The following is a 15,000-nucleotide window of genomic DNA, read 5'->3' as shown; positions in this document are numbered from 1 at the left end:
TTGTTATTGACTTCATAATAATTCTTTAAAGTCAAACACTTAATAATAAAGTTAATCATAATTTAGTAACAAGTTGTTTACATAAAATTAACTTATTGCTAAATTCAAATTACCTCAAACATATTTTGAGGTAAAAAACAATAAAGTTCCGGGGAGTTTCAAATCATGAAAAGCACAACTTTTCGTAAAAATTTGTTGGCAGTAGCCATTGCTGGCGTCTTTTCGATGCCCGTTATGGCGCAAGATCAGCAAGAATCTACTGCTGACGATCAGCAAGCAGAAAAAGTAGCTGAGCGCATTCAAGTGACAGGTTCGCGTATTCCGCAATCGTCTAACGTAGTGAGCTCTAGTCCTATATCTCAAGTAACCTCAGAGGAGTTCGAGTTTTCGGGTAACGTTCGGACCGAGGATTTAGTGAACGATTTACCACAAGTGTTTCCAGGTCAGACATCTACCGATTCAAACGGTGCAACTGGCACGGCAACTATTTCACTCCGGGGATTAGGCTCTAATCGTACATTAGTGCTTATGAATGGCCGCCGGTTGGTCATGGGATCGCCATTACAAGGCGCTATCGCGCCAGACTTAAATCAGATCCCAGGCGCACTGGTTGAAAATGTTGAGTTACTCACGGGCGGTGCATCGGCAACTTACGGTTCGGATGCTGTCGCGGGTGTCGTGAACTTCATCATGAAAGATGATTTTGAGGGCGTAAAGCTAGATTATCAGCACAGCTTTTATCAGTACAATAATCCCAACAGCAATGATGTAGCGCAATCGGCCCGTGACGCTAACTTCGACCTGGCGCCAGGTTCTGGTCGCGATGGTCATATGAATGATTTCTCGATCATTTGGGGGGTCAATGCGGATAATGGCAAAGGTAATATCACCGGCTACGCGACTTATCGCGATATCAAAGCGGTTACACAAGATAATCGCGACTATAGTATTTGCTCACTAGCAGGTGGACCTGGAGATTATTCCTGCGGTGGCTCCGGCACCATTCCAGACGGTCGCCTAACTGATTTCGTTGACTACGACTACTACATCGATCAAGGTACTTTCCAAGAGTATGACGGGCGTTTATACAACTTTGGTCCTCGCAATTATTTTCAGCGTCCCGATGAGCGTGTCACACTCGGTGCATTTGGTCATTACGAAATCAACAAAAACATGGAGTTTTTCGGTGAAGTTGGCTTCGTTAAAGACCGAAGTGTTTCACAGATCGCGGAATCAGGTGCCTTTTTTCCACAGGTTGATTTGAGTTGTGATAACCCGTTCCTATCGCCGCAACAAGCAAGCGTATTGTGTGGACCGGGTGGTCCCGCCACTGTATCAGGTGATCCGAATGTGTGGGAAGGTGTTTACATCGGCAAGCGCAATGTTGAAGGCGGTCCGCGTCAGAATGATATTCAGCATTTATCGTATCGCGGCGTGTTCGGAATTCGAGGATATTTGAACGATACGTGGAGTTATGATGTTTCTGCTAATTTCGGTAACGTGACATTAAGTTCGACCTATCTTAATGATTTCAGTATTACCAATATTGGACGAGCACTCAACGTCACAACGGATCCCGACACTGGGGAGGCGGTCTGTACCGCAGCTTTGAGTGGTGTTGATCCAAATTGCGTGCCTTGGAATATCTTTGCGCCAAATATTACCCAAGAAGCCCTCGATTATCTAACGCTACCGCTCTATGCCAATGGTGAAACTAATTTGCGTGAATATACTGCCTATGTGATCGGTAACCTTGGTGACTATGGTATCCGCAGTCCTTATGCCGTCGGTGGAGTCGAGCTTTTGCTGGGCGCGACCACACGCAGCGAAGAGCTCGTTTTCCAACCCGATAGTGGCTTTACATCAGGTGATGGGGCCGGTCAAGGCGGGCCTACAATCGGAGTTTCCGGTAGCTTAAGTGTTGATGAAATCTTTTCGGAAGCAAAAATCTATTTGGTTGAGGGAGCCGACTGGGCGGACACTCTTACAATGGATCTTGGTTATCGCTATTCGGAATATTCAACAGCCAAAGAAACCGATACCTACAAGTTAGCTTTAGGTTGGGATATTAACGAGATGTGGAAGGTACGTGGTAGCTTCCAGCGTTCGGCACGTCATGCCAACATTCGTGAATTGTATCAAGCTCAGTCTATCGGTTTGTACGATATGGATTCAGATCCGTGTGGTGGTGCTGATCCAGAAGCTACTCTAGAGGAGTGTCAACGCACCGGTGTCACTTCGGCGCAGTACGGCAATATCCCACAAAGTCCAGCTAACCAATACAACTCGATTTCAGGAGGTAACCCCGATCTAGAGCCTGAAACCTCAGATACAATATCTGTTGGTTTTGTCTATCGCACAATGGAAGGGGATTTCGATGTTTCTTTAGATTACTTCGATATAAAAGTTGAGGATGCCATTGGTATTGTCGCAGCTGAAACCACGCTCGATTTGTGTTTGGATACCGGTGATGCGCAGTTCTGTGATCTCATTAATCGCGGTCCGGATACAGGTTCACTTTGGTTGGGTCAAGATAATATCATTGCGACTAATGTGAATATTGGTTTTGAGCAGCGGTCTGGTTTTGACTTAAATTCAAGTTATACCATTCGCTTTGATAATGATTTTGGCAAGCTCAAATTCAACCTAGTGGGCACTTATTTCACTAAGTTTGATACTCAGCCGGTTGTCGGTCTTCGTGTGTATGAGTGTGCGGGCTATTGGGGAGGCGTATGTGGTGCGCCAAATCCAGAGTGGCAACATAACTTGCGAGCGACATGGGAAAACAACGACGGCTTAGCCGTTTCTGCAAATTGGCGGTACCTTGGTGAGACTCAGCAACTTGATAGTGGACCGCAAGATATCGATGCAGAAAACTATCTTGACTTAACTGCTCGTTACCGTTGGGGAGATAACACGACGATTAGTGTAGGCGTGAATAACGTGCTTGAAAATGATCCGCCGTACTTAACCGGTGCGCCAGGTAGTAATGGTAATACCTATCCAGGGTATTTTGATGCACTCGGACGCTACGTGTTCGCGAGTATCTCCTATCAATTCATGTAATCTTTTAAATTCAATGAGTTATATGCAAAAGGCAGCGCTTCAGCTGCCTTTTTTACATCCAAAGAACACTTGTTAACCTAAAGTGATACATTTGACTATGAGTTGTGCATATCGACTAAAAGGTGGTCAAACAGTTCGTTTAACAGGTCCATTTAGTTGAATTTCTCCTCAGCTGGCGTTAAAAGTCGGTGCGGCATCGCAAAGACCTCAATTGAGCGATGACCGCTCATTCACGTCACTTATCCTCTGATGAGCGACAGAATAAGAACATACACCAGGGAGAAAAACATGACGAATAGTACCTTCCGCAAGAGTTTAACTGCTCTCGCTGTAGCGGGTGGTCTAGCAACCCCAGCGTTGGCTGTCGCGCAGGACAGCAATACTGTTGAAGCGCAAGGCAATATCGAAAAAATTCAAGTTACGGGTTCACGCATTAAGCGTTCAGACCTAGAAAGTGCGTCTCCTGTAGAGGTTCTTTCCGCAGACGAACTGACAGATCAAGGCCGCTTATCGGTTGCCGATGCGTTACGTAATCTTACCTCGAACTCGTTTGGCTCATTTGTACCAAGCTCAGGTAGCTCAGCACAATCACAGTCTACGGTTAACTTACTTGGTGTCGGCGCAAGTCGTACGCTAGTTTTACTCGATGGTAAACGCGTAGCCGGTTCACCATCGTTGGGTGGCTCTTCGGCTAATTTAAGCACGATTCCAATGGCGGCTGTGGAGCGCATTGAGGTGCTTAAAGATGGTGCTTCAGCGGTATATGGTTCTGATGCCGTCGCAGGTGTCGTTAATATTATCCTAAAAGACGACTTCGAAGGTGTCGCAATTAACACCAAAGTCGGTCGTCCGGAGGCTGAAGGGGGTGATAATGAGAGTTTCAGTATCACCGCAGGTACGTCGTCAGATCGTGGTAATCTGACTATGGTGTTCGAGCATCAGACACGTGACGCGATCTATGACCGTGATCGTCCGTACACAGCACCACAGATGTTCGACGAAAATGGTGATGGTGTCATCTCGTTAAACGATGAAACGATTGGTATTTCAAAATACGGTGCGACGCTTGTTAATCCTGAGGGAAACTATGAGGCATCGCCGTTATGTGGTCAACTGACAGAAGACGTGGATGGCTTTGTGGGTGTACTCGACCAAGGTACCGCAAACGGTGGTATCGGTCAGGGGACGGTATGTGGATATGCCTATTCCAGTGTATCGACAAACATGGCTTCGACTGATCGTAACTCATTAATGGTGAATGGAAACTACCAGATTAACGACGACGTTGAACTGTATATGCGCGGTATGTTCGCTAAAAACAGTTCATTTGGTCGATATGCGCCAGCCGCGGCGAAGTGGGAAAATATCCCAGCGAATGCATCCCACAACCCTTATGATGAAACGCTCGATACAGGTTATTTTCGTTGGTATCCAGCAGGTAACCGGGATGGCTATGTAGACGATTACCAACAAGACTATGTAGTTGGATTCCGTGGCTTTGCTTTAGATAACATCGACTGGGAAGTCTACTATCAGCGTGCCGAAATGGACTATAAAACGGTTGGGCGTGACTATTTGAGTAAATCAGCCCTGAACTGGCTTGCAGCAGAAGGCCGCGACCCATTTGCACCCGAAAATTCTGACAAGCTGGGTATCACTACGTTGACCGAAGGCAAGACCATTTTTGATCACTATTACGCCGGTATGGGTTTTAATATCGGTGAACTACCAGGCGGTCAAATTGCGCACTATTTTGGCTGGGAAATGTATGAGCAGGTGTTCGAAAATAAATACGATGCACAGTCAGAAGCCGGTTTAGTCGGTGGTGGTGCAGGTAATTCCGCATCAGAGGATCGTACCGTTAGAGCCTATTTTTATGAAGTAGCGATGCCATTCACGTACGACCTTACTGTCAGTGCAGCATTTCGTTATGACGACTACAGCGACTTCGGATCTGCAAGCACCAGTAGTTTAAAAGCTGAATACCGGCCTATGGACGCTCTCTTGCTACGAGCTTCGTATAGTGAAGGATTTCGTGCACCGTCTTTAGAAGAACTGTCAGCACAAGATCAGTATTCGTCAACCTATGCTTACGATTATGTGGCGTGTCAGTCCAGCGGCGTCGACTTAACCGAGTGCCCAGAGATTCAGGTTGATAACCAGATTCAGAGTAATAATAACTTAGGTCCTGAAGAATCAGAATATATCAATGCGGGCATTGTTTACTCAGGACTTGATAACTGGGATTTCCGGTTAGATTACTTTGATCTAAAAGTTGAAAATGTTATTTCAGATGTCACAGTGCAAGACTTAATTAATATTGAGCTTGGCGGTAATCTAGACTCATTCTTAGCGGCAAATCCGGCGTTCGATTTGCAACGCCGTGACAATGGAACTATTGCGGGTGATGTTTACACGCGCACTGAAAACGGTTCTATTTTGGCGCGTCGAGGTTTCGACATGGAAATCGCAGCCGAATATCCGTTAGGTGCAGGACTTTTTAACGCGACATTTGGTACCACTTATATGATGGACGTCGAAGAAGATGTTTATTTTGGCGGACCTAGCCAAGATATGTCAGGTTCTTCTGGTGCCCCTGAATTGCGCTCGCAGCTGATGTTGCAATATGCGATTAACGACTTCAATGTGACATGGACAACGGACTACATTGACTCAACGGGCGAAACCGATGTGCTTGACACGTCTTGTGGCGATTCGAATTGCTTTAAGTACAACTTTGCTGGTGAACTTGAATCAACGACTTACCACAACGTGACTTTCTCATATAATTTCGGTCAATATGGCAAAGCGACATTGGGTGTTCGCAACGTATTTGACGAGGATCCGGTGCTGAACAGCAGTGGGCAATACACCAATCCTGAGCTGTATGTTCGAGGTCACATTGGACGCGAATTTGTAGCAGGCTATCAAATTCAATTCTAACTCAACGAATTGTTTTAAAAAGGCTCCTTCGGGAGTCTTTTTTTATGCGTGATTATCGGGGTATGATAGAACTGTTTGTTTTAAACCATAACCACAAGAGCAGTATATGAACAACACAAAAAAGCAAGTAAATAACGTGTGGGATAATTATTGGCGTTCAGGAGCGGAAGCGAGTTTCTTAAATAAAAATACCTCGTTGCAACGCTACCAAATGCGGAAGTTTTGGTTTGAGCGCATGAGCGAATTTGAAGCGAAGTCACCGATTGTCGATATTGGGTGCGGGAATGGCATTCTAATTGGCTGGCTGAACGAATATAAAAATGAAAAGAACAAATCAAAGTGGCAATTAATAGGCGTGGATAGCGCGGCATTGAGACCTACTAACCCCGAGCTGGATGTTCGTGAACTAACGCCATATCAAAGCTTTAAATTAACCGGCAACAAAAAATTGGGCACGGTGGTCTCGCACTACGGCTTAGAGTACGGCCCATTAATCGAGGGGCTGACGCATTTGCATACGCAACTCAAGAAGGATGGCGCGCTTGTTGCTCTCGTGCATTCAAGTAACTCAACATTAGTGCGCAATAATAAAGCAATGTATGAATTAATGCCGTCACTGATTCGCCACTTAGAGAAACATGTATATAACTTGTATACCTCTATCCTTGAAGCGCGTGGAAAGCCGTTAGGCAAGCAAGCGGCGTTGTCGCAGCGTAAGCTCGATCAACTGGCTCATACGCATCGTAATAACCCAACATTTAAGCGCAGTAATTTTGTCCCGGCTGTACGGCATATTTTACAAGCTGCTTCAAATGGCAAGAAACTAGAGGCTCGGCAGGTATACAATGATTTTCTCAATAACATGAAATTTCATTATGCCCAAATGGACGACATGATACAGGCAGTAGAGCAAGTGAAATCAGCTGATCACCTCGCTCAAGCTGCTGAAAAGGCGGGCTTCAAGCGTGTTATGGTACAAGACGTCGAGTTTCCAGAAACGGGTGAAGTCGGCTTCTGTTTACAGGCGATCAAGTAACGATCAGAAATTGTTAAAAGTGTTATAAAAAAGTTGCCTTTGTTATCAAAATGTGTTTTTCTTCTTCCTGAGCGCAGTCTTGTAAAGGACTGCGTTGAATAACGATTCTATTAACAAGTTGTAGAGGATCGTCATAATAATAATTTTCGGGGAGACTGAACATGAACGAACAGTCATTATTGGCGCGTTCTATCAGAACGATTTTGATGGCGGGTGTTAGCTCTGCGTTTATCGCAGCACCTGCTTTAGCACAAGATGCTCAGCAAGACGATCAAGACGTGGTCGTTTCTGCTTCTGGGCAGGAAGTTGTACAAAGCGAAAACGCACAAGTTGAAGAACGTATTCAGGTTACTGGTTCGCGTATCGGCCGTATCGGTGCCGAAGCACCTAGTCCTGTTACCGTAATCAGCGGTGACGATCTCGTTGAAACCGGTGCAATGAACATCGGTGAAGTACTGAGTCGCTTACCTGCATTGGCAACAACATTCACACTTGCTAACTCAGGCCGTTTCATCGGTACGGCAGGTATCAGTACACTGAACCTACGTAACATGGGTACTGACCGTACGTTGGTATTGGTCAACGGTAAACGTCACGTGGCTTCAGCGCCAGGTTCTAGCTCGGTTGATACCAACACCATTCCAAGTGCTTGGATTGATCGCGTTGAGATCATCACCGGCGGCGCGTCTGCGGTATACGGTGCCGACGCTGTCACAGGTGTTGTCAACTTTATCCTTAAGAAAAACGTCGAAGGTTTAGATGTTACCGCCACTCGTGGTTACGCTGAAAACAGCGACTATTCAAACGAGAAGTATACTTTCTCATACGGTACTGCATTTGCCGGTGGTAAAGGTAACATCGCGGTATCAGCAGAATACAACGCACAAGACTCATTAAATGCATTGGATAACCCGTGGACTGCAACGTCAACGGCTAGCATGCGTTATGAAGCGCTGTATGGCCCGCGTACCGAAGATCAACTCGACGATCCAGCATATCCTGATAATATCGTAGTACCGAATGCAGGTTACTATGCGATTTCTAATCAAGGTACTGTATGGGACCCGTTCACCGGCGGTATCTTAGGTACATTTAACCCAGACGGTTCTTATCGCGATACCTATATCGGCGATGTAAACGATACGGCAAGGTTGTACTGTCAAGATTGTGATTACATCAACTTACGTCGTTACAGCGAAGTACAGCCAGAATTCTCACGTGTAAACTATAACCTCAAAGGTAACTATGAGTTTACGCAAGACGTGAACATGTACTGGAACGCGAAGTACGTTAAGAGTGAAGGTCAGAATATCGGTCAGCCATTCTTCCGCTTCTTCTCAACGGGTGCCGCAGCGGATAACTACCCGTACTTGTTCAAACGTGACAACCCATTCTTGCCAGAAGCGTTGGCATCACAAATGGATGAGCTTGGCGTACCTTTCCTTGGTTTAAACCGTATGTACGACGACGCAGGTCGCCGTATCGAAGAAAACACGCGTGAAACAAAACGCGCAGTTATCGGCTTTGACGGTATGCTCAACCAAGATTGGAGCTATGACGTTTCATTGGTGTGGGGTAAATCAGACATCGAGCGTGTAAATGGTGCTAACGTAATCCTCCAGAACATGGAGTGGGCACTGGACGCGGTTGAAGACGAAACCGGTAACATCGTATGTCGTAGCGAAGAAGCACGTGCTGATGGTTGTGTGCCTTTCAACCCATTCGGTTTGGGCATGGCAAGCCAAGCGTCGCAAGACTACGTTACTACGACTTCTGTCGGTACCTCTGAAATCGAACAAACTGTATTTAACGCAACCTTCTCAAATTCATTCTTGTATGAATTGCCAGCCGGTCACATCGGTTTTGCGGGTGGTGTTGAGTACCGTGATGAATCAAGTGTAACGGTCGAAGACCCCTTTGCAAAAACGGGTGCTACCTTCTTTAACGCACTGGGTGAAACGGACGGTCAATACGACGTTTCAGAAATCTTTGGTGAGATCAGCGTTCCATTGTTACGTGACATGTTCATGGTACAACACCTGAACTTTGATGCGGCAGTGCGTTACGCAGACTACTCAACCATCGGCGGCGCTACTGCGTGGAAAGTTGGTTTAGACTGGACTATCAGCGATGAATTACGTTCACGTTTCACATACTCTGAAGCGATCCGTGCGCCAAACATCGATGAATTGTTCTCAGGCCAAAGCCAGTCATTCGCAGGTGTTGACGATCCGTGTAAAGTGTCTAACTTAGCTCAGCTATCAGCAGACGGCCGTGCGCGTCGTGAAGCTAACTGTGCGGCGTTAGGTGTACCTGCGGACTTCGATTCGAACTATGACTCAGCAACACTTGAGACATTAGTGGGTGGTAACCCAGACTTAAGCGAAGAAACATCAGAATCAATCACTGCTGGTTTCGTTTATTCACCAGAATGGTTGGAAGGTTTCTCTGCAACAGTTGACTATTGGGAAATCGACATCGATGACACGATTAGTGGCATTGGTTTCCAAACTATCCTAAACCGTTGTGTGGATGCTGAGACTATCGATAACCAGTTCTGTAACCTGATCACACGTGACCCAGATACGTCTGAGATTACATTGATCCGTGGTTTCGCACTGAACATCGCGCGTTCATTGAACTCAGGTGTTGACTTCGAGTTCGCGTACGACTTTGATGCGTTAGGTGGTCAGTTCCGCACTAACTTAATCGGTACGTACACAATCGAAGCAAAAGACTACCCATTTGCTGATGAGCCTGATAACTACACTGATTACGCGGGCGTTTTGGGTGACCAAGACTTGCAAATGCAATTGTCTGTACAGTACGGCATCGACAACTGGACGTTTGGCACAACCACTCGTTACGTTGACCGTGTAAACTTGTACGATCCAACCAGTCTTGAGACGAACCCTAACCCAAGTAACGAAATGCAGTATGGCACTTATGTCATTACTGACGTAACAGCGGGTTACAAGTTCGATAATGGCCTAGGTCTTACTTTAGGTGTCGATAACTTCTTCAACCGTGAGTTACCAGGTTATACAACAGGTACTGGCGCAGGCTCTGCAATCTACGACAACATTGGTCGTTTCGCATACCTTCGCGCATCACTTAGTTTCTAAGTGTAAAAAACGCAATCAAAAAGCCCTCTTCGGAGGGCTTTTTTTATGTTTGTCTTACAGAGAGATAGAACAAAATACGGCATTATTAATCATGTTATTTGATGCGTTTAGGTTGAATGATGTCGTGTTAGTCACAAAATATCCCATCTTGAACTGGGTGCCATACCATCAGGTTCTAAACCTTTCTGAGCCTGATGGATGCTGGCGTAGTATGGATAACGTATTTCCCGTAAGGATGGTAGGTAAAATCGTTTTCATTCCTGTCGACGATATTATCTGTATTAAAGGGGCCGCCAATTATGTTGAAATTCACACTCCCGATGAACGACTCCTTCACCGCGATACTATGAAAAATGTGGCAGATACGCTTTGCGGTAATCGTTTTCACCGAGCGCACCGCAGTGTTATCGTCAACTTAAATCATGTGAGAGAACTCACGAGCGAATTAGGCAGACTGACGCTTCTCGTGTTAAGTAATAATGACGAGATACGTATCGGTCAGTCCTACCGCGAAGGTCTATTTAAACGACTAGGCATTAGTTAAGCGCACTAACCAACTAAATTATTTCGATTTCGAGCCGATACAACACCATCACTCTTAATTCAGAGATACCTTATGCGTGTATTGGTTATATTACTCAGCTTAATGGTGCTGCCAGCTAAAGCGCACTCAATTAGTCCTTATGACGAGATCGCTGATAGGTTAGCGCAACAACTGGTAACACAGTTAAATCAATCATCACCTCGCCAAGCGCATGCCCAAGTAGGGATTACACGTTGGGTGATGTCCGACACGCTTGAATTACCGACGTCTGAAAACGCATTGTATTCCGTCAGCCATGAAGTCAGTGAAGCACTGTATAGCCATCTGACAGAGCGAAATGTCAAGCTTATCGACTTTCGCGCTCAGAATGGTGTGACGCTGACATCTGCGGGGGCGACGATGCTAACCAATGATAAACAGCAGTTAAATCTTAATCCCAACTTAGACTGGGTATTAGTGGGGACCATGAGCCGAGAAGATGATGGTGTAATGCTCAGCATTCGGGTGCTCGATCGTCGCTCTCAATCGGTGCTGGCGGCTGCTAATCATTATGTACCCAAGCATTTATATTGGCCGAATAAAAGTGCCCAGATCATCGATGGTCATCTGCAAAGAAGTCGGTAGGAGAAAAGTATGCGATTAACTCTTTTGATAGCGGCGGCATTGAGTTTGAGCGCCTGTACAGTTTTACCTAAGCCGGAGCAAAAAGTCCGCTACGATGATAACGGCAAAAGCGCAATACCCGCGCCCATCAATAGCTACAGTACGCAGTTGGCGCAGCAATTGGTAGCAAACAGTCAAATCGATTTATCGCAGACACACGTCGGCGTCACGGACTTTGTCGGTGTAGAGTCATCTTATCAGCAAGCATCGATACTGGCGCAAGCGATGTCTGAGCAGTTGCGTGGTGAGCTCGCGAGCCGAGAAGTGCCCATTATTGATTACAAAACAACGGACTTTATTCGTGTTACGCCCAAAGGAGACTTTGCCTTAACACGCGACTACCTCGAAGTCGATGAAATCATGCCCATCACCCATGTTGTTGTCGGTACGTATAGCTATTATCGTGACGGAATCTTAGCAAACGCTCGCTTGGTCGATATTAACAGTCGACATGTTGTTAGTACGGGGAGCATTTATATTCCGCGCGTTGATGCGGCACGTCTTAACTCATCTGAAGGACAACCTATTATTCGTTGATCTGGCTTAACCACGCTTTCGTAGTCTAATATCTTATAAAACAATAATTTGTTCGGGACAGACTATGAAAGCGTTGCACTCCATCTTAATTTTTCTTGGGTTACTTTCTCTTATTTTAATCGGCTTGTCCGGCCCGCTTTATCAACTCGAATGGCTCACTTTAGGTGGTGCCTTCACGTTGTTGCGTTGGGCTGTGTACCTTGCCATCGGTGCGGGCATATTAAACATTATTGCGTTATTCGTGCGCCGACCTAAGGGCGCTCGCGCAGGGCTTAGCGTTTTAGCTATTATTGCTGCATTTATTGCGTTTTATTTACCTTATACGCAGTACCAAACGGCAACCTCGGTGCCGCCTATTCATGATATCTCAACGGATACAGTTAACCCGCCTGAATTTGTGGCTATTGCACCTTTGCGTGCTAACGCGCCTAATCCAGTGGAATACGCGGGTGAGGAAACAGCAAAGCAACAAAAAGAAGCGTATCCCGACATTACCACCTATGTTTCTTCTAAATCACCGGACGAGCTCTATCAGCAGGCATTGACGGTGGCTAAGAATATGGGCTGGGAAATTATCGATACGTCGGATGAGCAACATCGGATTGAGGCAACAGCAACAACAACATGGTTTGGTTTTAAAGACGACGTGGTGATCCGCATTCAGGCGCAAAATGACGAAACACTGCTCGACATTCGCAGTAAGTCACGCGTGGGTCGCAGTGATGTGGGTAAAAATGCAGAACGTATACGCTCTTTCTTAAGTCAGCTATAAAAAGGATTTCCCGATGAAGTATGCGTGGTTGGCACTGCTTCCGGTGTCGGTAATGGCACAAGAACCTATCGAAATTATCGAGGTCACCGGCGAAGGGGAAACTCTGGTATTGCCGAGTGAAGAACCTATTGAGGGCCTGTTTGGGCTATCGAATGCATTGCAGGAGATCCCGCGCTCGGCCACCATGATATCGCGGTCACTCATGGACCAAGCGGCAATTAATGATCTACATGATATTGCTCGGTTTGCCCCCAACAGTTTTGCAGCTGCAGGTTTTGGTAATCCATCACTCCCGAGTATGCGTGGGCAACTCGGTGAGCTATTCGAGGCGGGTATGCGCCGTCAAGCCGGTAACAATGGCTTGGGTGTGCCAATGTCGTTTAATAGTATCGAAGGGATTGCCGTAGTGAAAGGAGCACCACCGGTGATGCTAGGTACGACCCAGCGCGTCGGTGGCTTTGTTAATTTGTTGCCGAAAAAGGCACTGACAGATAAAGAGCGCTCACGGATTCGCGGTGAATGGGGTCAGTGGAGTCAATATCGTCTGCAACTCGACCATAACGAAGTGCTTAAGCGTGATAAGCATGGGTTACGTGTCAGTGCTGAGTTTGTCGACCATGATAGCTTTTACGACTATACCTCGACTCGTAGCGATGATGTATTTGTCGCCTATCGCTTTACGCCGAACAGCCGCACGGAGTGGGATATCGGGCTTGAATACTATGATGTTGAGTGGACTGACAACGCGGGTATCAACCGTCCCACCCAAGCGCTCATCGATGACAACCTTTATATTACCGGACAAGGTGTACAGCCTAATGGTTCTACCGTGCCCGGGCCCTACGCTGTCGTCAGCCCGACGGGCGAGGTGGAAATTGATCGCAGCCGCGTACTGACCGATCCGGCGGATATCAATAATGCCAAAACGACGTTGGTTCATTCGACGTTTCAGCAGCAATGGTCTGACGCACTCACCTTTGTAAACCGTACGTATTATCAATACTTAGAGCGTGAAGGGATTAACCAAAACAGCTTTGTTGAGATTATTGATGGCGCACATACATTCGAAAACCGGGCTGAATTGCACATTAACGATCACACCATTGTAGGCATCAATTTACGTGTCAATGATGTATTGGGTTACAGCCAGTTCAGTACGGAAGCCGATTTACCAACTGACCTCACTGGCCCTATCTCAAATCGGCGTATTCCGCTGACAGCAGCGCAACAGGCACAATTAGTGGAGTTGCGTCCCGGTCTATTTGTTTCACCAGGCACTAACTATGACAACGATGGCGACGGCGTGGGTGATTATATCTTATCGGATACCACCGACTCGTTAAGCCAACAGTGGGGTCTGTTCGCACAGCATGAGCTGGCACTGACTGAGCGTTGGCAAGTCACCGCAGGGGCTCGGCTTGATTACTATGATGTGACCGCGAAAGATCCGCTGCCACCCGCTGGGTTTGAAGCGGCTGAGGATAGTTATAATGACTGGTTAAGTGCGATTAGCCTGTCGTCTCAGTATCAACTTTCAACGGCGGTGATGGTTTACGCATCAGCGTACGAAAGTGACTCGACCTCAAATTCAATGGCGGGCGGTACGGTTTTAAATGCGAATCAAGTCATTGATTCACAGAATTTCGCCACCGAAAATACATTGTATGAGATCGGTGTCAAAATAGCGCCAGTCAACAGTCGCTGGTATACCGATGTGGTGGTATTTGATCAAACACGTAGCTTGCGCAACCGTGACGGCTCTAATAGTGGAATTGCCACACAGGGTGTCGAGGCGCAGTGGAACTATCGTAGTGAAAACGGCTTTTGGGCAACACTGGCGGCTAGCTACTTAGATGCGCACTATGATAATTCGGCTGCGTTTCAAGATACGCGTCAAGTCGCGGACTTGTTTGATAATTCACGACCGGACATTATCAATGGTACCGGTGTGGGTGCGCCTAACTTTGCGGCCTTTCCAGCCTCGAACCAACGTTTGCAAGGCGTTCCTGAAGTGCAAGCGTCCGCCGTCGCAGGTTGGCAGCTAACGCCACAGTGGTCGGTGGGTGGTGATTTGAGTTATACCCAGAGCTATCCGCTTGATTACCTGCAGACTGTGATGATTCGTGATCAGTATATGTTGAACTTAAACGCGACTTATCAAGTGACTGCCCAATTGAGTGCGCGTTTAGATGTGTTCAACGCAACCGATGAAGAAAATTGGTCACCGGTGTTTGAGGGCGGCTATTTCGGCTCCACACTCGCCTTTCCATCACTCCCGAGCCATGCGCAGCTGACTGTTGATTACCGCTTTTAG

At 46.6% G+C, this 15,000-nt stretch carries 9 protein-coding genes; all 9 read left to right on the top strand.

What is annotated here, in order from left to right:
• Window positions 1-165 precede the first annotated feature (165 nt).
• Window positions 166-3,066, top strand: a complete 2,901-nt coding sequence (locus tag AC3AP5_RS09105) for a TonB-dependent receptor domain-containing protein (protein WP_487326562.1) — start codon at window positions 166-168, stop codon at window positions 3,064-3,066.
• 288 nt (window positions 3,067-3,354) lie between these two features.
• Window positions 3,355-6,009: a TonB-dependent receptor plug domain-containing protein gene (locus AC3AP5_RS09100; protein ID WP_487326561.1), complete on the top strand. Its 2,655-nt coding sequence runs from the start codon at window positions 3,355-3,357 to the stop codon at window positions 6,007-6,009.
• A 106-nt stretch (window positions 6,010-6,115) separates the two neighbouring features.
• Complete coding sequence (locus AC3AP5_RS09095) at window positions 6,116-7,045, top strand: class I SAM-dependent methyltransferase (RefSeq protein ID WP_272977271.1); 930 nt, start codon at window positions 6,116-6,118, stop codon at window positions 7,043-7,045.
• 161 nt (window positions 7,046-7,206) lie between these two features.
• Complete coding sequence (locus AC3AP5_RS09090; protein WP_006954823.1) at window positions 7,207-10,170, top strand: TonB-dependent receptor plug domain-containing protein; 2,964 nt, start codon at window positions 7,207-7,209, stop codon at window positions 10,168-10,170.
• 211 nt (window positions 10,171-10,381) lie between these two features.
• The gene (locus AC3AP5_RS09085) at window positions 10,382-10,714 is read left to right on the top strand and encodes a LytR/AlgR family response regulator transcription factor (RefSeq protein WP_165477441.1); all 333 of its coding nucleotides are present in this window, start codon (window positions 10,382-10,384) and stop codon (window positions 10,712-10,714) included.
• 72 nt (window positions 10,715-10,786) lie between these two features.
• Complete coding sequence (locus AC3AP5_RS09080) at window positions 10,787-11,338, top strand: FlgO family outer membrane protein (RefSeq protein ID WP_006954825.1); 552 nt, start codon at window positions 10,787-10,789, stop codon at window positions 11,336-11,338.
• Between the two features lie 9 nt (window positions 11,339-11,347).
• Window positions 11,348-11,914, top strand: coding sequence for a FlgO family outer membrane protein (locus AC3AP5_RS09075; RefSeq protein ID WP_286682009.1), 567 nt, complete (start codon window positions 11,348-11,350; stop codon window positions 11,912-11,914).
• A gap of 64 nt (window positions 11,915-11,978) precedes the next feature.
• A complete protein-coding gene (locus AC3AP5_RS09070) occupies window positions 11,979-12,686 on the top strand; it encodes a DUF1499 domain-containing protein (protein ID WP_006954833.1) in 708 nt (235 codons plus the stop codon).
• Between the two features lie 13 nt (window positions 12,687-12,699).
• Window positions 12,700-15,000 (top strand): TonB-dependent receptor, encoded by a 2,301-nt coding sequence (locus tag AC3AP5_RS09065; RefSeq protein WP_487326560.1) that lies wholly within the window; start codon window positions 12,700-12,702, stop codon window positions 14,998-15,000.

It is taken from the genome of Idiomarina sp. D18, assembly GCF_057748155.1.
The sequence above is the reverse complement of the archived record's forward strand: the minus strand, read 5'-3'. Positions and strand labels throughout refer to the sequence as shown.